Origin of the sequence: Methylomonas fluvii, from assembly GCF_014850975.1 — a bacterium.
Classification (GTDB): Bacteria; Pseudomonadota; Gammaproteobacteria; order Methylococcales; family Methylomonadaceae; genus Methylomonas; species Methylomonas fluvii.
This window is the reverse complement of sequence record NZ_JACXST010000001.1, coordinates 692,125-710,079: the sequence shown is the minus strand read 5'-3', so window position 1 is coordinate 710,079 and position 17,955 is coordinate 692,125. Positions and strand designations below refer to the sequence as shown.

General features: G+C 53.8%; 17 protein-coding genes. 15 read left to right on the top strand and 2 right to left on the bottom strand.

Translation table 11 applies throughout. From position 1 onward, the window contains the following. The first annotated feature begins 103 nt into the window (after nucleotides 1–103). Nucleotides 104–1,435: a cyclic nucleotide-binding domain-containing protein gene (locus EBB_RS03355; protein WP_192392465.1), complete on the top strand. Its 1,332-nt coding sequence runs from the start codon at nucleotides 104–106 to the stop codon at nucleotides 1,433–1,435. 59 nt (nucleotides 1,436–1,494) lie between these two features. Here the strand turns inward: EBB_RS03355 and rpmG are convergent, their stop codons facing one another. Beyond that, nucleotides 1,495–1,650 (bottom strand): 50S ribosomal protein L33, encoded by a 156-nt coding sequence (gene rpmG / locus EBB_RS03350; RefSeq protein WP_013816853.1) that lies wholly within the window; start codon nucleotides 1,648–1,650, stop codon nucleotides 1,495–1,497. 11 nt (nucleotides 1,651–1,661) lie between these two features. Further along, on the bottom strand, nucleotides 1,662–1,898 hold the full coding sequence (gene rpmB / locus EBB_RS03345) for a 50S ribosomal protein L28 (RefSeq protein ID WP_192393522.1): 237 nt from the start codon (nucleotides 1,896–1,898) through the stop codon (nucleotides 1,662–1,664). Nucleotides 1,899–2,037: 139 nt separating this feature from the next. On the opposite strand from rpmB, the gene gshB reads away from it, so the two are divergent. From gshB to EBB_RS03275, 14 genes are all read left to right on the top strand, one after another. Further along, a complete protein-coding gene (gene gshB / locus EBB_RS03340) occupies nucleotides 2,038–2,988 on the top strand; it encodes a glutathione synthase (protein ID WP_192392464.1) in 951 nt (316 codons plus the stop codon). 1 nt (nucleotide 2,989) lies between these two features. After that, nucleotides 2,990–3,883 carry an energy transducer TonB gene (locus EBB_RS03335; protein WP_192392463.1) on the top strand — a complete coding sequence of 298 codons (894 nt, stop codon included), beginning with the start codon at nucleotides 2,990–2,992 and terminating at the stop codon, nucleotides 3,881–3,883. A gap of 16 nt (nucleotides 3,884–3,899) precedes the next feature. Continuing rightward, complete coding sequence (locus tag EBB_RS03330) at nucleotides 3,900–4,466, top strand: YqgE/AlgH family protein (protein ID WP_020483975.1); 567 nt, start codon at nucleotides 3,900–3,902, stop codon at nucleotides 4,464–4,466. Further along, nucleotides 4,459–4,905, top strand: a complete 447-nt coding sequence (gene ruvX / locus EBB_RS03325; protein WP_192392462.1) for a Holliday junction resolvase RuvX — start codon at nucleotides 4,459–4,461, stop codon at nucleotides 4,903–4,905. The genes EBB_RS03330 and ruvX overlap by 8 nt, the downstream gene beginning before the upstream one ends. Before the next feature lie 101 nt (nucleotides 4,906–5,006). Further along, nucleotides 5,007–5,528, top strand: coding sequence for a bifunctional pyr operon transcriptional regulator/uracil phosphoribosyltransferase PyrR (gene pyrR / locus EBB_RS03320; protein ID WP_192392461.1), 522 nt, complete (start codon nucleotides 5,007–5,009; stop codon nucleotides 5,526–5,528). Further along, nucleotides 5,525–6,490 carry an aspartate carbamoyltransferase catalytic subunit gene (locus EBB_RS03315; protein ID WP_192392460.1) on the top strand — a complete coding sequence of 322 codons (966 nt, stop codon included), beginning with the start codon at nucleotides 5,525–5,527 and terminating at the stop codon, nucleotides 6,488–6,490. Before pyrR ends, EBB_RS03315 begins: the two co-directional genes overlap by 4 nt. Next, nucleotides 6,487–7,776 carry a dihydroorotase gene (locus EBB_RS03310; RefSeq protein ID WP_192392459.1) on the top strand — a complete coding sequence of 430 codons (1,290 nt, stop codon included), beginning with the start codon at nucleotides 6,487–6,489 and terminating at the stop codon, nucleotides 7,774–7,776. The genes EBB_RS03315 and EBB_RS03310 overlap by 4 nt, the downstream gene beginning before the upstream one ends. Nucleotides 7,777–7,831: 55 nt before the next feature. Continuing rightward, nucleotides 7,832–8,536, top strand: coding sequence for an LOG family protein (locus tag EBB_RS03305; protein ID WP_192392458.1), 705 nt, complete (start codon nucleotides 7,832–7,834; stop codon nucleotides 8,534–8,536). Nucleotides 8,537–8,602: 66 nt separating this feature from the next. After that, nucleotides 8,603–9,589, top strand: a complete 987-nt coding sequence (locus EBB_RS03300) for an AAA family ATPase (protein ID WP_192392457.1) — start codon at nucleotides 8,603–8,605, stop codon at nucleotides 9,587–9,589. Further along, on the top strand, nucleotides 9,590–10,507 hold the full coding sequence (locus EBB_RS03295) for a DUF58 domain-containing protein (protein WP_192392456.1): 918 nt from the start codon (nucleotides 9,590–9,592) through the stop codon (nucleotides 10,505–10,507). 18 nt (nucleotides 10,508–10,525) lie between these two features. Next, nucleotides 10,526–14,683: an EAL domain-containing protein gene (locus EBB_RS03290; RefSeq protein WP_192392455.1), complete on the top strand. Its 4,158-nt coding sequence runs from the start codon at nucleotides 10,526–10,528 to the stop codon at nucleotides 14,681–14,683. Between the two features lie 9 nt (nucleotides 14,684–14,692). Beyond that, nucleotides 14,693–15,160: a DUF4381 domain-containing protein gene (locus EBB_RS03285; RefSeq protein WP_192392454.1), complete on the top strand. Its 468-nt coding sequence runs from the start codon at nucleotides 14,693–14,695 to the stop codon at nucleotides 15,158–15,160. Next, nucleotides 15,157–16,143: a vWA domain-containing protein gene (locus EBB_RS03280; protein ID WP_192392453.1), complete on the top strand. Its 987-nt coding sequence runs from the start codon at nucleotides 15,157–15,159 to the stop codon at nucleotides 16,141–16,143. The genes EBB_RS03285 and EBB_RS03280 overlap by 4 nt, the downstream gene beginning before the upstream one ends. Next, nucleotides 16,140–17,927, top strand: coding sequence for a VWA domain-containing protein (locus EBB_RS03275; RefSeq protein ID WP_192392452.1), 1,788 nt, complete (start codon nucleotides 16,140–16,142; stop codon nucleotides 17,925–17,927). Before EBB_RS03280 ends, EBB_RS03275 begins: the two co-directional genes overlap by 4 nt. The last annotated feature ends 28 nt before the right edge of the window (nucleotides 17,928–17,955 follow it).

Below are 17,955 nucleotides of genomic sequence, written 5' to 3'. Positions count from 1 at the left end.
CGCTGGGCGGGAAAATGTTTCACTGAGAGTTTACTTAATAATCGACTATCATAGATTAAGTTTTCTTGTTGGTTTCCCTTCACTTTTTATTCGCGACGAGTACGTGGCTGTCGACATCCATTCCGCTGAAGGCCGTGTGATTCGGCAACTAATTCCGCTATCCACCTTGCCCTTCAGTAAATTTGAGGCGCTGTGCGCACAAATCAAGATCGAGGATGCGGAAGAAGGCCAATTTTTATTCAAATGCGGGGATGAGCGTAACGATCTGGTGTATTTGATCGATGGTAGCGTGACCTTACAGACCGATCTCTTGAAGATCGAAACAATCAAGTCGGATAGTCCTTCGGCGCGCTTTGCGCTGGCACATCAAATCCCCAGGAAAGTGCATGCCGTTGCCAATAGCCGAATTCGTTTTTTGCGATTGAATGCTGATATGATGAAATCGGTTCAAGATGTCCCGTATGAAGAAGCAGAGAGTTTTATGGTAGTTGAAGAGGTGGAGGACAATGACGACTGGATGACGACCTTGTTGAAGTCGCCGGTATTTCGGGCGTTGCCTCCGGCTAATTTGCAAAAAATTTTGATGGGCATGGAGGAAGTGCGCGTGAATGCAGGCACTGTCATTGTCAATCAAGGTGAGCAGGGCGATTTTTACTACATCATTAAAAGAGGGCAATGCCTGGTAAGTAGGAAACCGGCTCCCAACGCCAAGGAAATTAAGCTGGCGCAACTCAGCGATCAGGATACTTTCGGAGAGGATGCGTTGATTTCGGGTGAGCCTCGCAATGTTTCCGTTAGCGCGCTGACGGATGTTTGCCTGTTGCGATTGGGTAAGGAGCAGTTTCTGAACTTGATCAAGCAGCCGACGCTTAAATATATCAGCTATAAAGACGCCCAAGACTTGGTGACCAAGGGTGCCGATTTGATCGATGTGCGCGAGCCCGATGAATACAAGCCAAAGCATTTGCCGTTCAGCATCAATCTGCCGTTTTTTTCCTTGCGCATGCAGCTAAAAACCTTAAATCGGCAGCATCCCATCGTCGTGGTTTGCCAGAACGGCAAGATTAGCGAAACGGCGGCTTTCATCCTGATGCGACATAAATTCAATGCGCTGATTTTAAGCGGCGGTATCGACAGCATTAACCCGGACGAACTGAAAGCACCTTCATCGTTTCCCATCGACGACGGTATTGAGACCAGTAATTTTAGAGGGGCTGGCGGCGAGAGCGAAACGAGTCACTCGTTCACAGAACAATCCTCAATACAAGATGATATGGAGCGTTTGCGGCGTTTTCTGCAGCAGCTTAAAACCAAATACAATATTTTGGAAGCCGAGAAAAAAGCTTTGGAGATGAAATATTTGGCACTTGCCAAATTTACGGAATCGCTAAAAGCCGAGCTGGAAGCGATGAAGAAAGCCGGTGGCGGTGGCTAGTCGGAAAAAACCTTGCTACTAGCCCGCCAACGCCTGAATGCGGATCAATAAAACGCTGTTTATTTGATCTTCGCTTCTTTGTACATCACATGCTTACGAACCACGGGATCAAATTTTTTGATCTCCATTTTTTCAGGCATGGTTTTTTTGTTTTTAGTGGTGGTGTAGAAATGGCCGGTGCCTTCGCTAGATACCAATTTGATTTTGTCGCGCATTGTCAGTCTCCTTAATATTGTTCGCCGCGTTTACGCATATCGGCCAGAACAGCATCGATGCCGTTTTTGTCGATGATACGCATAGCTTTGGAAGATACTCTCAAACGAACCCAACGGTTTTCGCTTTCAACCCAGAATCTGTGGTGGTGCAGATTAGGCGTAAAACGTCTTTTGGTTCTGTTCATCGCGTGTGAAACGTTGTGCCCTGTTACTGGGCGTTTACCTGTTACTTGGCATACTCTGGACATGACTACCTCAATGCGAGCTTTTAATTCAAAATAGCCGCGCTTTATAACAAAAAAACTTTTGTTGGTAAACAACAGCCTGCAAAATAAATTTGATAAAATTGGTTTTATTTCCCCTTGCTTCGGAATTTACAGGACTTTAATGGCTATTAAACTCGGCATGGTCATGGACCCCATCGGCCAAATCAATATCAAGAAGGACACCAGTTTCGCTATGTTGCTGGAAGCGCAGGCGCGTGGTTGGGAGCTGCATTACATGGAACTGTCCGACCTGTACATGCGCAACGGTAACGCTTATGCCCGTTCCCGCGTGCTGGAAGTCGAACGCGACGACAAGCAGTGGCATAGGTTTCTCGGTGAACAGCAAATTGCTTTGTCCGAATTGGACGCGATCATCATGCGCAAGGACCCGCCCTTTAACCAGGAATATATCTACGCCACTTATATGCTGGAACAGGCGGAGCGCCAGGGTGTTTACGTGGTCAACAAACCGCAATCGCTGCGCGACGCCAACGAAAAAATGTTCACAGCCTGGTTTCCGCAATGCTGCACCGACACTTTGGTAGCCCGAGACCCGCAAAAAATCCGCGACTTCTTAAAAGAGCAACAGGAAATCATCCTGAAACCCTTGGATGGCATGGGCGGCGCCTCGATATTTTACGTCAAAGAACACGACCCCAATCTCAGCGTGATTCTGGAAACTATGACCCAGCACGGCAGCAGTTACATCATGGCGCAAAAATACCTGCCTGCCGTGAAAGACGGCGACAAGCGGATCCTGGTGGTCAACGGCGACCCGGTGCCATATTGTCTGGCGCGGATTCCGGCCAGCGGCGAAAGCCGGGGCAATCTGGCTGCCGGCGGACGCGGCGAAGGCCGGCCATTGAGTGATCGCGATCGCTGGATTGCCGAACAGGTCGGGCCAACCTTACGCGAAAAAGGCCTGATATTTGTCGGCCTGGATGTCATCGGCGACTATCTGACCGAAGTCAACGTCACCAGTCCGACCTGCGTGCAGGAGCTGGATAAACAGTTCGGTATCAATATCAGCGCTCAATTGATGGACCACATCGCCGCCCAATGCCAGGCCTGATATGCACGCGCCGGAATTGACTCCCACGCCGTTGTCGCAAGGTGATTCGCTGCTGACGGCTTTGTTTGTGGCAGCGATACTGCATGTCATTGTGTTGTTGGGCGTTAATTTCACCGCACCGCAGCCACCTAAGATCAACCGCTCGATTGAAATCACCGTCGCCCATGCTCCGGTGAAAAAGGCTCCCAAGGATGCGAAACATCTGGCAACGGAGCATCAAATAGGTGCCGGAGAGGAAACCCACAAACCCGAGCCGCCGCAGCAGAAAATAGCTACTCAGGAACAATCGATCAGTCCTCCGGCAAAGAAAGTCTTGCCGCATCCGGTGGTTCCGCAAGTCAAACCGGTCGCCGAGAAGCTGCTTACCCAAGCCAAAGCACCGGTTAAGGTGGTGACGGAACCCGAGCAACCGGTAGAATTACCGGAAGCTGTTGAAGTTCTGGAGTCCGCCCCAAAATTATCCCCGGAAGCGCTTCAGCAACAAATCGCCCAACTCGGCGAGCGCATCAGAAATACCCAACAAAGCGCGCAAGATACTAAGATTAAATTCGTCAACGCGGTTAGCACGCACAAGTATCTCGCGGCGCAATATGTCAAAGATTGGGAGGACAAGGTTGAGCGCACCGGCAATCTGAATTATCCTGAGGCCGCGCGCAAAAAAGGCGTTTCGCAATCCTTGACCATGGATGTGGGGATCAATGCCGACGGCAGTATTTACAGCATGCGCGTCGTCAGATCGTCCGGCAATTCCGCGCTGGATGACGCCGCGAAACGGATTGTGAAGATGAGTGCCCCGTTTGCCGCTTTACCCGATGATTTGTTGAGAGAAGTGAACGTTTTGGTGATTACCAGGGTCTGGAAATTCTCAGACGAAACCGGCATGACTGCCCGCTAGCCCATACAGCACTCCAATGACAGACGTTACTTATTTAAATAACCAGTTTTTGATTGCGATGCCCGGCTTAGCCGACCCGCATTTTTTTCACACGGTGACCTACCTGTGCCAGCACAATGAAGAAGGCGCGCTCGGCATCGTCATCAACCGACCGACCGGCATGAAATTGCGCGACATTTTCGAGCAAATGGGGATCAAAACCGAGCTGGAAAATGTATTGGAGACCCCGGTGTTCGCCGGCGGTCCGGTACAGCAGGAACGCGGCTTTGTCATTCACGATGCCTGCGAACAACGCTGGGATTCCAGTATCAGTACCGCCGAGAACATTACCCTGACCAGCTCTCGCGACATTCTCGAGGCCATTGCCGAAGGTAAAGGTCCCAACCATTATTTGATCGCGTTAGGTTACGCCGGCTGGGGTAGCGGCCAACTAGAGAAAGAAATGGTCGAAAACGCCTGGCTGAACACGCCATGCGGTGAAGAGATACTCTACGAAACACCGATCAGCCAGCGCTGGAATGCGGCGGCGGGCCAGTTGGGTATCGATATTAATCGTCTGACCACACCGGCAGGTCATGGTTAAGCTCGATCCGCTGGTGGCAAAATTCAGCAGCGACGCGTATCTGGGGTTTGATTTCGGCAACAAAAAAATTGGGGTCGCGGTGGGGCATGCGGATACCGGCATTGCCAGTCCGCTGCAAACCATCCAATCGCTTAATCAAGTTCCGGACTGGCATAAAATCGGTCAACTGATCGCCGAATGGCGGCCCATAGGTTTGGTGGTCGGCATTTCCAGGCAGAATGATGGTTCGGATAATGTGATTACGCCGCGCATGCAAAAATTCTGTCGGCAATTGAATGGTCGTTACAATCTGCCGGTACACCAAATCGACGAAACACTGACCACGTTCGCTGCCAAGCAAATGCTGTTCGACGACCTCAAGGTTAGCGCTGCTAAACTATGGGCAGTGCAAGATCAGCTGGCCGCTCAGATCATTCTGCAAAGCTGGTTTGATCAGTAAAAAGACGACAAGGGTTTTACTGCCACACAGCCTTTTTATCTTCTCGCTTTCGGCCTTTTCCCGAATTTTATAACAATAACAAGATTCCCCCTGTAACCGCCATGCCCATCACCACTCTGAATATCGACAACCTGCTCGACACTCTGGAAGCCGCGATTCGCCGGCAGATTAGCGAGCGTAATCTGCAGAATCCCTTGCTGATCGGCATTCATAGCGGTGGAGCTTGGATCGCGCGGCAGATACATCAGCGTTTGGGTTTGAGCGAACCTTTGGGCATGCTGGACATCACCTTTTATCGCGACGATTTTTCCCAAATCGGCATGCATCCCAAGGTCAAAACCAGCCAATTGCCGCCGCATCTGGAAGGCCGCGACATCATTCTGATCGACGATGTGTTTTATACCGGCCGTACCATCCGCGCTGCGCTGAACGAGATTTTCGATTACGGCCGCCCCAATCAAGTGGTGCTGGCAGTCTTAATTGAACGTAACGGCCGGCAGATTCCCTTGCAACCGGACTGTTACGGTATCCGTATCGATCTGGCGGGCGATCAACGTATCAAACTGACCGGCCCCGACCCATTGGGCATCGAGATTCAATCCCCGCAAGTGGTGGCGGCATGACGCGACATATTCAGCTGACCGAACAGGGTAAGCTCAAGCATTTTCTGACGATCGAAGGACTGGACAAGGAACTGCTGACCGAAATTCTGGATACCGCCGAGTCGTTTGCCGGCATGTCGGAACATCAAGTCAAAAAAGTGCCATTGCTGCGCGGCAAAACCATCGTCAACCTGTTTTTCGAAAACAGCACTCGCACCCGCACCACCTTCGAACTAGCCGCCACCCGGCTGTCGGCGGACGTGCTGAGCATGAATATCGCCACGTCCGCGACCTCCAAGGGCGAAAGCCTGCTGGACACCATTCACAACTTGGAAGCGATGCATGTGGACATGTTCGTTGTCCGTCACGCGCTGAGCGGGGCCGCGCATTTCATCGCCCAACACACCGCACCGCATATCAGCGTGATCAATGCCGGCGACGGCCAGCACGCCCATCCCACCCAGGCGATGCTGGACATGTTCACGATCCGCCAACACAAGAAACAATTCGTAGGCCTGAAGGTCGCCATCGTCGGCGATATTTTGCATTCGCGGGTGGCGCGCTCGCAGATTCTGGCTTTGAATACCTTAGGGGTATCAGAAGTGCGGGTAATTGCACCGAAGACTTTGCTGCCGGCGCAAGTCAAAACCATGGGCGTGATACCCATGCACGATATGGACGAAGGCCTGGACGATGTGGATGTGGTCATCATGCTGCGTTTGCAGAAAGAACGCATGAACTCGGCGTTTTTGCCCAGCGAAAGCGAATTTTTCCGCTGCTTTGGTTTGACCGAAGCCAAGCTTAAACGCGCCAAAGCCGATGCCATCGTGATGCATCCCGGGCCAATCAACCGAGGAGTGGAAATTGCCTCCAGCGTCGCCGACGGCCCGCAATCGGTGATCTTGCAACAAGTCAGCAATGGCGTGGCGGTGAGGATGGCGATTATGTCGATGGCCATGCACAGCCAGGGAGGTGTGGCATGAATAAGATTTTGATTAAAAACGGCCGCGTCATCGATCCGGCCAACAATATCGATGCCATCGGTTCTGTTTGTATTGCTGGTGGCAAGATTGTCTCCGTGTTGGAGCAAGCCGCCGATTTCACAGCCGAGCAGACAATCGACGCCAACGGTCAAATCGTCTGCCCCGGCTTCGTCGATTTCAGCGTACGCTTGCGCGAACCCGGCCATACCCAGAAAGGCAACATCCTCAGCGAAACCCGCGCCGCGCTTAGCGCAGGCGTCACCTCATTGTGCTTGCCGCCGGATACCAAACCCTGCATCGATAGTCCGGCGGTGGTCGAGTTCATCAAGGACAAGGCCGAAAAAGCCGATTACCCCAATTTATACAGTATCGGCGCATTGACGCAGCGCTTAGGCGGCAGCGAACTGAGTGCCATGTTCGCGTTGAAACAGGCCGGCTGCATTGCTGTCAGCAACGCCAGCGAGCCGCTCGGCAATTTATTGATATTACGGCGTGCGATGGAATATGCCGCCACCCACGATTTATTATTGATGTATCGCGCCAATGAACCCGCTCTGTCCGGCAAGGGCTGCGCGCACGAAGGCGCGGTAGCCAGCCGCTACGGTTTGCCGGGTATCCCGGAAGCCGCCGAATCCATTGCCTTGGCGCAATGTCTGGAGTTGGCGGAGTTGACCGGCTGCCGGGTACATATCAGCCAAATCAGCTGCAAACAATCGGTAATCAAATTGCAGCAGGCCAAGAAATACGGCCTCAACGTCACGGCCGACGTGGCAATTCACCAACTGCATCTGACCGAAGACAATATCACCCCATTCGACAGCAACTACCACGTGTTGCCGCCGCTGCGCAGCGCCATCGACCGCCAATATCTGCGCGAGGGCTTGGTAAACGGCACCATCGACGCGATTTGCTCCGACCACCAACCGCACGACCTGGATGCCAAACTCGGCGCCTTTCCGGAAACCGAAGCGGGCGTGGCTGCACTGGAAACCCTGTTGCCATTGACGCTGGCACTGACCCAACAACATCGCATCGGTCTATTGCAAGCCATCGCCAGTCTAACCTGCAAACCTGCACAAATTTTGGGTCTGGCTAGCGGCACATTAAAGCCGGGTTCTGCGGCCGATGTGTGCATTTTCGATCCGCAAGCCAGTTGGCAGGTTAACCGCGACAACTGGCTTAGCGCCGGGTGCAATACGCCTTATTGGCAGCAGACCTTGACTGGGCGCGTGACCCATACCTTGCTGGCCGGTAAGGTGGTGTATGGCTTGGCTGAGCTGCCGTGAACAGGTTCTTTCGTCCCATTGCCAGGAGCACAGCGTGCTCATTAAGGAATAAATCATGAGTTGCATCAAAAATCGCCGCACCGACGGCTCGACGTCCTCCAGTATCATCGACGACCTGAAAGGCGATCAATCCTGGCGTATTTTTCGCATCATCAGCGAATTTACCGAAGGTTTCGACGAACTGTCCGGTTTGTGCGATGCGATTTCGATTTTCGGTTCCGCCCGACTGCCACCCGAGCATTTTTATTATCAAAAAACCGTGGAATTGGCGGAAATGCTCAGCAAGGAAGGCTTTGCGGTGATCAGCGGCGGCGGGCCCGGCGTGATGGAAGCCGCCAACAAAGGCGCGATTTTGCACGATCAGCCGTCTATCGGCTTGAACATCGAATTGCCGATGGAGCAAACGCCGAATCCTTACCAAAATATTTCGCTGAATTTCCGCTATTTTTTCGTGCGCAAGGTGATGTTCGTGCGCTATTCGATCGGTTACGTTTGTATGCCGGGCGGTTTCGGCACGCTGGATGAGTTTTTCGAAGCGTTGACCTTGATGCAAACCCACAAGATCTATCCGATTCCATTGGTATTGTTCGGCAGCGATTTCTGGAGCGGCCTGATGGATTGGATGAAAGCCAAGATGATGGAATACGGCACCATTTCCGCGGACGATTTAAAGCTGATTACCGTTACCGACGATCCGCAACAAGTGGTTGATATTATGATTGCCCATCGCGAGTGGAAAGATTTGCAGCGCAAAAATTAAGCACCGCGCAACTTTCAGGACTCAACTCGGTCACATTTTTGTTAAACATAAGGATTTTTTATACACATGACTGCGACAAGTCTCAGCCCCAGCCAAGCCGCCTTACAAAATCTCAAAACCCACATCAATACCCAAATCATCGGCCAGGAAGTACTGGTTGAGAGGATGCTGATCGCCCTGCTGGCCGATGGCCATTTGTTAGTGGAGGGCGCGCCGGGTTTGGCGAAAACCCGCGCCATCAACGTACTGAGCCAAGGCATAGAAGCCGATTTTCACCGCGTGCAATTTACCCCGGACTTGTTACCGGCCGATTTGACCGGTACCGAAATTTACCGGCCGCAGCAAGGCAGCTTCGAGTTTCAGAAAGGCCCACTGTTTCATAACTTAATCCTGGCCGACGAAATCAACCGTGCACCGGCTAAAGTCCAGGCCGCGTTGCTGGAAGCCATGGCGGAACGGCAGATCACGGTCGGCAAAGCCACGTATCCGCTACCGCCTTTATTTATGGTGATGGCGACGCAAAATCCTATTGAGCAGGAAGGCACTTATCCTTTACCGGAAGCGCAACTGGATAGATTTTTACTGCATGTAGAAATCGATTATCCCAATGCCGAACACGAGCAAGCCATCCTGCATCTGGCCCGTGCCGAGGCCAAGGGCGCTCTGCAAAACCAGGGCAGCGCACAGCCTAAAGTGAGTCAGCAAGCCCTATTTGCCGCACGCGGCGAAGTGTTGGATTTATATCTGGCCGACAGCTTGGAGCAATATCTGCTGCAAATCGTGCTGGCGACCCGCAATCCCGGCGCTTATGGTCAAGATTTGGCCGGCTGGATTCAATACGGCGCCAGCCCGCGCGCCAGCATTGCCTTGGACCGCTGCGCGCGCGCCAAGGCCTGGCTGCAACAGCGCGATTTCGTCGATCCCGGCGACATCCAAGATATGGCTTACGATGTGCTGCGCCACCGTCTGATTCTGTCTTACGAGGCTGAAGCCGAAGGCATTAGCAGTGATTATGTGATCAAAGAATTGATAGCCAGAATTGCCGTACCCTAAATGAATAAATCGCCAGCGACCGACAACCCCCGGGTGACGGTCACTTTAAAAGCCTTGGTGGACCTGGCCAAGCCGGCCGGCATGCTCAGTCTGGGGCACGCCAATATCCGCGCCGCGCAAAGCGGTAATTATCTGTCTCATCTGAAAGGGCGCGGCATGGCTTTCGACGAAACCCGCCTTTATCAACCGGGCGATGATGTGCGCCGCATCGACTGGCGCGTCACGGCCCGCACCGATAAGCCCCACAGCAAGATTTTCAAGGAAGAACGGGAAAGGCCCATGTTCATCGCGGTGGATTACCGCGCGACCATGGCATTTGCGACGCGCGGCGTGTTCAAATCCGTGCAGGCTGCCCGCTTGGCCGGTTTACTGGCTTGGGCGGCACTGAAGCAAGGCGACCGCATCGGCGGGCAGATTTTCAGCGATGACGGTTGCCAGGAAGTGAAACCGCAAACCGGCAAGCCGGCGCTGTTACGGTTTTTGAACGCCCTGGTCAATCCGAACTACAACGGTGCGGCTGTGGTCAATCTGGCGCAACCTCTGTTCAGATTGCTGCATCATGCCCGGCCCGGCAGCCGGGTGTATATTCTCAGCGATTTTCGCGGGATGAATAGCGCGGCCGAAAATCATCTGGCCAATCTGGCCCGGCATTGCGAAGTGGTGTTGGTGCATATCGCCGATCCGCTGGAAAGCAGTTTACCCTCCCAAGGCCGCTACCGTTTTACCGACGGCTGGCGCGAAGTGCTGTTCGATAGCGGCGACAAACAGCGCTTGCAAGCCTATCGGCAACGTTTTCAGGACCGGCGGGCTTATCTGCAAAAGCTGGCCAATAAACTGCGTCTGACCTTGATCCCCTGCACGACCCAGCAAGCGCCTTTGGACGCATTGAACGGTACCCGCGCGCGTCCCGCGGCCTAAGACGTTCTCGATCAGGCCATGCGCATCCCCAATTTGTCTCATTCAACAGATTTTCCGGCGCCGGAGCCCAAGGACCAAAGCGTAGCACTCGTCAACCCCATGGTATTGCTGATACAAATCGGCGTACTGAGTTTGGTGATGTTTACCGGCGGCTGGCTGGGCGTCAAAATGATCATTCCGCCGGGCTATGCCAGTCCGCTATGGCCGCCAGCCGGGATCGCGTTGGCGGCGCTGTTTATCGGCGGCCGCAAGCTTTGGCCCGGAATCTGGCTAGGCGCAGCACTCAGCAATTTCCTGGTGACTATTGAGTTTTCCGGCCAACTGACCGCTCAAACCGCAATGTCTTCCTTTGCCATTGGCGGCGGCAGCGCCTTGCAAGCGTTGGCGGCCCTGGCCTTATCCAAAGCCTACGTGGCGCTAGGTTTGCCCAAATTGGATAGTCCTGCCGCCATCCTCAAGTTTTTTGTCCTGGCCGGGCCGGTAGCGTGTCTGATCGCACCCAGCGTAGGCGGAGCTGTACTTTATTCATTGGATTTGATGAGCCAGGCGCAACTCTGGTCGTCCTGGCGAAACTGGTGGGTTGGCGACAGTTTGGGCGTGATGATTGTGACGCCGCTATTGTTTTGTTATTTCGGACGCCCCCGTGCGCTTTGGCAGGCGCGGCGCTTGAGTGTCGCGCTGCCGTTATTGGGCACACTGCTGGCATTGGTGCTGGTATTTTTGCAAGCCTTTCAAGCGGAACGCGCACGCATTCAACAAGCTTTCGACAGTCGGGCCGCCGAGATAGACCGGCTGTTGGCGGAATATGCAATCGATGTAATCGACAGTACGCTGGCGCTAAGAGATGTATTTTTGGCATCCGGGCACGTAAGCAGAGCCGAATTTAGCGTGTTTTCCCAGGGTATCCTGCAACGCCATCCGGAAATTCTGGCCCTGGAATGGCTACCGCTGATCGTCCAAGCCGATTTGTCTGCCTTCGAACAAGCGGTCCGCGCCGAAGGATTTCCCAATTTTCGGGTTATCGAACGGGACAATACCGGTCAATTGGTCAAAGCCAGCGCCAGACCGGAATATTTTCCGATCATGTTTGTGGAACCAATGGCTGGCAACGAAAAAGCCATCGGCTTCGATTCCATGACAAATCCTCTTAGCCGCCAAGCAAAAAGCCTAGCCCGCGCCAGCGGTAAACCCACTGCCTCGCAAAAACTGACGCTGATGCAGCGTGACGATACGGATCCCGGCATTTTGGTGTCCATTCCGGTTCGCCGGCATGGCGCCGGCGGCGACGCCTTGGATATTGCCGGCTATGTCTCGGCAATCGTTCTGCCGACCAAAATGGTGGAAACAGTCACCAGGGGACTAAACACCGATACGCTGGGTATCAGTATTGATGACCTCAACGCGCCCGCCGGACAAACGGCTTTGTATGTAAAACCGGTACGCAAACCGGTGTCGCTAAACTACGACCTAAAAAAATGGCAGCGTAGTTTTGCGTTTGTGGATCGTAATTGGCAAATCACCGTCACTCCGGATAGCGATTTTGTCAACGAACAAGGTTCATCGCTACCTTTGATTACGCTGATCGGCGGGCTCTGTTTTACCAGTTTGCTGAGTATTTTATTGCTGATAATCAGCGGCAGAACTGCCTCCGTGCAAGCTTTGGTGGACGCACGCACCCAGGCGCTGGCCAATGCGGTTGCGGAATTGGAAACCACCGCCAATATCGCCAAGGAATCGGAATTAAAGCTGCGCACTATCGTCGATTCCGAACCGGAGTGCGTGAAACTGCTGGCGCGGGACGGCAGCTTATTGCAAATGAACCGCGCCGGTCTGGACATGATAGAAGCCGACACGCTGGAACAAGCCCAACATGGACGCATGGAAGATTTGGTATTGCCTAGGTACCGGGCAGCCTTTAAAAAGTTGACTCGGCGGGTGTTTGCCGGCGCATCAGGCACACTAGAATTTGAAATCGTCGGCCTGAAAGGCCGGCAGCGCTGGCTCGACACCCACGCTGTGCCGATGCGCGATGCGGAAGGCAATATCGTAGCCCTGTTGGGTTTGACCCGCGACATTACCGAACGCAAGCAGGCCGAGGAACATCTGAAACTGGCCGCGCGGGTATTCAGCGAGGCGCACGAAGGCATTTTAATTACCGATCCCGCCGGGATCATCGTCGATGTGAATCCGACTTTTTCCGAGATTACCGGCTATAGCCGCGCCGAAGTGATAGGCCGCAACCCCAGTATCTTGAAATCCGGCAAATACGGTGCGGATTTTTACCGGGATATGTGGCAAGCCTTGCATGAAGCGCAGCACTGGCAAGGCGAATTGTGGAACCGTAAAAAAAACGGCGAGTTGTATGCTGAGTGGCTGACGGTTTCCGCCTTGTGTGATGCAGACGGCAAGGTCACTCACTATATCGGGCTATTTTCCGATGTCACCCAGGCCAAGCAGCAGCAACAGATGCTGGAATTATTTGCCCATTACGATCCGCTCACCCGCCTGCCGAATCGGATTTTATTCGCTGATCGCTTGAATCAGGCCATCGCCCACAGCAAGCGGGAAAACAGCTTGCTGGCGATTTGCTTTCTGGACCTGGACGGCTTCAAGCCGGTCAACGACCAATTCGGCCACGACACCGGCGATCGAGTGCTGGTTGAAGTGGCCGACAGAATCAAAAACGCGATTCGCGAGGAAGACAGCGTATCCCGCCACGGCGGCGACGAATTCGCGCTATTGCTAGGCGATATAGACTCGATTGAACAATGCGAACAAACCATCATGCGGATTCACCGGGCGATTGCCCAGCCGTATGTCATCGACGATCAGCCGATTTCGGTCGGCGCCAGTAGCGGTTTTACCGTATATCCGCTGGATGACGCCGACGCCGACGCCTTATTGCGGCATGCCGACTACGCCATGTATCAGGCTAAATTGGCAGGCAAAAACCGTTGCCAGTTGTTCGATGCCAGCCACGACCAACAGATCATGCATCGCCACCAACAACTACGCGACATCGAAGCGGCGTTTTTAAACAACGAGTTGTGCATGTATTACCAGCCCAAGGTGGATATTAAATCCGGCCAGGTTAAAGGTGTGGAAGCCTTGATCCGTTGGCAACATCCGCAGCGCGGCATGGTGCCACCGCTGGAGTTTCTGCCGGTGATTGCCTCCACCGATCTGGAGATCCGCATCGGCAATTGGGTCATTGCGCAAGCCTGCGAGCAGTTGGCGGGCTGGCATGCGCGCGGTTTGCAACTGGAGGTCAGCGTCAATATCTCCTCTTATCATTTGCTGTGGTCCGGCATTGGCGCTTATATCGAAGACACTTTGCGCCTTCATCCGGAACTGGATGCCCGGTATCTGCAATTGGAAATTCTGGAAAGTACCGCATTGGATGATTTGTCAGCTGTGAACCGGATTATCACCAGCTGCCGGGAGCAACTGGGGATCAGCGTGGCCCTGGACGACTTCGGCACCGGCTACTCCTCGTTGACGCATTTGCGGCATTTGTCGGTGGATACCGTGAAAATCGATCAGACCTTTGTTCGCGACATGCTCGACGATCCCGACGACTACGCCATCATCGAAAGCGTGATTGCGCTCAGCCAGGCTTTTAACCGGGAAGTGGTCGCGGAAGGCGTGGAAAGCCAGGAGCAAGGCATCGTGCTGTTGTTGTTGGGTTGCCATTTACTGCAAGGCTATGCGATTGCCCGGCCGATGCCGGCTGCGGCGATTGCCGACTGGGTGATTGCTTACCGGCCTTTCAACGACTGGCAAATTTATGCGGATGCCGAGTTGTCGGCGGAACAGATCGCCATAGCGATTCGCCGATTCGACACCCGGCAGTGGTTGCAACGGGTCCACGCCTGCCTGTTCACGGAGCCGCAAGCTGTCGTAAAAAGCAGGCCCATCATGGATCCACGTCGTACCCATCTGGGCCGCTGGTTGAAGCAAGTACAACACGACCGACAGTATGCCCAGGATTGGCTGGAGCATATCGAACAATTACAGCAGCAATTGCATGTGCTGGCCGAAAGTTTGTTGAAACGCTACGAGACCGGCCAGCACGATGCCGCTCGGGCTGGTTTTAACGATCTGCGGGCTATTCAGCAGCAAATCGACGACATGTTGATTTTGTATACCCCACTCCCCAATTTGGAAGCGATGTAGATATTCAATATGGAACCATTGCCCTTAAAAGATATTCATTTACCCGCTTCGGTGGCTTTTTGGCCGCCGGCGCCGGGTTGGTGGTTGTTAGCGGTATTGCTGCCGCTGTTGATTTTTTTGTGCCGGTATCTTTATAAACGCATCCGCCGGCAGACAGCGGTGAAAACCGCCGGCAAATTGTTATCCGCGATTCGCCGTGATGGCGGTGCCGACGCCAGACAGACCTTGGTGGCTTTGTCTGCGTTGTTGCGGCGCGTAGCCATTAGTACGGCGCCGCGCAGCGATGCCGCCAGCTTGCGCGGCGAAGCCTGGCTTAGCTACCTGGATCAATCCCTGCCGGATGCGCCGTTTAGCCAAGGTCCCGGCCGTTGTCTGGCCGACGGCCATTATCGGCAAACGCCGCCCGCCGATACCGAGCTGGAGGCCTTGTTTGAATTGTGCGAACGCTGGTTGAAACAACAGGCGAAAAAACGATGATCGAATTGTACTGGCCCTGGTTGCTATCTCTATTGCCACTACCGCTGATATTGCGTTGGCTGTTACCGGCGCGCGCCGTCGCCCAACAGGCGGCCTTGAAAGTGCCGTTTCTGGACGATCTTGGCCCCAGCGAAACGAGGGTGGTCAGCAGCGAACGGCGCTGGCCTCTATGGCTGGCAGCTTTTGCCTGGGCCTGTTTACTGTTAGCCGCCACGCGTCCGCAATGGCTGGGCGAACCCATAGAGCAAGCGGTCAGCGGCCGTGACTTGATGCTGGCAGTGGATGTATCCGGCAGTATGCAGGAAGAGGACTTCATCATTGGCAAGCAGCGTGTGGACCGCTTAACCGCCATCAAACATGTGGCCGGCGATTTTATTCAGCGCCGGGTGGGTGACCGCTTGGGTTTGATCCTGTTCGGTACGCAAGCCTATTTGCACGTGCCGTTAACCTTTGATCGCAAGACCGTGCAAACCTTGTTGCACGAGGCGTTTATCGGCATCACCGAGGACGATCCGAAAACTTCGATAGGTGACGCCATCGGCTTGGCGATCAAGCGTCTGCAACAACAGCAAGATGCCAGCCGAGTGTTGATTTTATTGACCGACGGCGCCAATACCGCCGGCGAATTAACGCCGTTAAAAGCTGCCGAACTGGCGGCGGAACATCACCTGAAAATCTACACGATAGGCATAGGCGCCGACGAAGTGTTGGTGCGCAGCCTGTTCGGTACTCGCCGAGTCAATCCCTCGGCCGATCTTGACGAAAAAACTCTGACTGCGATTGCCGACGCCACCGGTGGCCACTATTTCCGCGCTCGAAACACCGAAGAGCTGGAAAAAATCTACCTGATGTTGGATCAGTTGGAACCAGTTGAAAAAGACAAACAATACTTCCGGCCGCGTAGCGAGCTGTTTTATTGGCCGCTGGGCCTGGCCTTGTTATTGACGGGATGCTTAACCTTGGCCCGCTTGAGGTGGTCATGAATTTTGCTGATTTTCATTTCCTGCGGCCCTGGTGGTTGCTGGCATTACTGCCGACCGTGCTGTTTTTGATCTTGTTGGTGCGGCATCGGCAAGGGCGCGGTAACTGGAGCGAGGTTTGCGATGCCGAGTTGCTGCCCTTTATTTTGCAAGACAAACCGCTGCAAGCCTCGCGTGGCCCTTTGTTCGGCGCCGGCTTTGCCGCGTTGCTGACCATCATCGCCTTGGCCGGTCCGACCTGGCAGCGCTTGCCCGGCCCAGCCTTTAGAAACGATGCTGCGCTGGTGATTGCGCTGGATTTGTCCAAATCCATGGATGCCGCCGACATCAAACCCAGCCGCATCGGTAAGGCCCGTTACAAAATCGCCGATTTACTGAAGCAACGCAAGGATGGTCAAACCGCGCTGCTGGTCTACGGCGGCGACGCTTTTACCGTCACTCCGTTGACCAACGATACCGCTACCATCGATAGCCAGCTAAGCGCACTGACCACCGACATCATGCCCAGTCCGGGCAGCAACACCAGTGACGCATTGAATGCTGCGGTGGCATTGCTGCGCCAAGCCGGCTTGGTCAAGGGACATATCCTGCTGGTCACCGATGGCGTCGATGCCGACGTGGCTGAGCAGGCCGAACATTGGCTGGGCGATTATCGGCTCTCGGTACTGGCGATGGGCACGCCGGAAGGGGCGCCTATCCAACTTAAAGGCGCTGGGTTTGTAAAAGATAGTAACGGATCCATCGTGGTCGCCAAGTTGGACGAAGCGGCCCTGAGTACGCTGGCGCAACATGGTCGCGGCATTTACCAGCCGGTGACCGCAAACGATGCGGATGTAGAGAATTTGGGGCGTTTGTTCAATAGCGCCGAAACCGGTAACGAAAATTTGGATAACAATCTGTTGCTGCAACAATGGGATGAAAAGGGACCCTGGCTGCTATTGCTGGTGCTACCGTGGGCGGCTTTGCAATTTAGAAAAGGTTTGTTATTGGCCTTGCTGTGCCTGTTGCCGCTGCCGAAGAACAGCTATGCCCTGGATTGGCAGAGCCTGTGGCAAACGCCCGATCAACGCGCCAAGCAGGCGTTTGAGCAACAGCAATACCAACAAGCCGCCGAGCAGTTCGATAACCCGGATTGGCGTGCCGCCGCTCAATACAAGGCCGGTAAATTCCAAGAAGCCGCCGAGACCTTGAAAAACACCCAAAGCGCGGAAGGCCATTACAACCGCGGCAATGCCTTGGCTCAGGCCGGCCAGTTGCAGGAAGCGCTGATGGAGTATGAGAAATCTTTAAAACTCAATCCGAATAATCAGGATGCTAAAGATAATCTCGAGGTAACTAAAAAAGCTTTAGAAGAGCAACAAAAACAAGAAAAGCAAGAAAACCGGGAAACGTGCGATGAAACGCAGCAACAAAATCCTGACTGCACGTCTTCTCAGCAAAATAAGCCTTCTGATGATGGCGAAGATAAACAAAAAACACCATCACCAAACGATAAAAGCAGCGACCAAAATTCTTCTAAAGGTACCGATGATTCTGAATCCCCAAAACCCGACTCAGATACAAAAAAATCGCGTAATCCTAAAGAGTTCCAACCTGATTCAGAACAGATGCCGCCAAATAAAGAAAGTGCCGCTCAAATGGTTCAGCCTAAACTCGATGAGGACAAGCAATCCGACGATGCTTGGCTAAAGCGCATACCCGACGAGCCGACCGGCTTGTTAAAGCGTAAATTCAAATATCAATATGGGCAGCGCAATCGAGCTAACCCGACCGGTCCGGCCTGGTAAATTGACGGATCGAGAACCGGGAACCAAT

Excerpts from the sequence above, each read along its gene's own strand:
- rpmG (WP_013816853.1), bottom strand. The coding sequence starts at position 1,650 with ATGCGCGACAAAATCAAATTGGTATCTAGCGAAGGCACCGGCCATTTC.
- rpmB (WP_192393522.1), bottom strand. The coding sequence starts at position 1,898 with ATGTCCAGAGTATGCCAAGTAACAGGTAAACGCCCAGTAACAGGGCAC.
- gshB (WP_192392464.1), top strand. The coding sequence starts at position 2,038 with ATGGCTATTAAACTCGGCATGGTCATGGACCCCATCGGCCAAATCAAT.
- EBB_RS03335 (WP_192392463.1), top strand. The coding sequence starts at position 2,990 with ATGCACGCGCCGGAATTGACTCCCACGCCGTTGTCGCAAGGTGATTCG.
- EBB_RS03330 (WP_020483975.1), top strand. The coding sequence starts at position 3,900 with ATGACAGACGTTACTTATTTAAATAACCAGTTTTTGATTGCGATGCCC.
- ruvX (WP_192392462.1), top strand. The coding sequence starts at position 4,459 with ATGGTTAAGCTCGATCCGCTGGTGGCAAAATTCAGCAGCGACGCGTAT.
- pyrR (WP_192392461.1), top strand. The coding sequence starts at position 5,007 with ATGCCCATCACCACTCTGAATATCGACAACCTGCTCGACACTCTGGAA.
- EBB_RS03315 (WP_192392460.1), top strand. The coding sequence starts at position 5,525 with ATGACGCGACATATTCAGCTGACCGAACAGGGTAAGCTCAAGCATTTT.
- EBB_RS03310 (WP_192392459.1), top strand. The coding sequence starts at position 6,487 with ATGAATAAGATTTTGATTAAAAACGGCCGCGTCATCGATCCGGCCAAC.
- EBB_RS03305 (WP_192392458.1), top strand. The coding sequence starts at position 7,832 with ATGAGTTGCATCAAAAATCGCCGCACCGACGGCTCGACGTCCTCCAGT.
- EBB_RS03300 (WP_192392457.1), top strand. The coding sequence starts at position 8,603 with ATGACTGCGACAAGTCTCAGCCCCAGCCAAGCCGCCTTACAAAATCTC.
- EBB_RS03295 (WP_192392456.1), top strand. The coding sequence starts at position 9,590 with ATGAATAAATCGCCAGCGACCGACAACCCCCGGGTGACGGTCACTTTA.
- EBB_RS03290 (WP_192392455.1), top strand. The coding sequence starts at position 10,526 with ATGCGCATCCCCAATTTGTCTCATTCAACAGATTTTCCGGCGCCGGAG.
- EBB_RS03285 (WP_192392454.1), top strand. The coding sequence starts at position 14,693 with ATGGAACCATTGCCCTTAAAAGATATTCATTTACCCGCTTCGGTGGCT.
- EBB_RS03280 (WP_192392453.1), top strand. The coding sequence starts at position 15,157 with ATGATCGAATTGTACTGGCCCTGGTTGCTATCTCTATTGCCACTACCG.
- EBB_RS03275 (WP_192392452.1), top strand. The coding sequence starts at position 16,140 with ATGAATTTTGCTGATTTTCATTTCCTGCGGCCCTGGTGGTTGCTGGCA.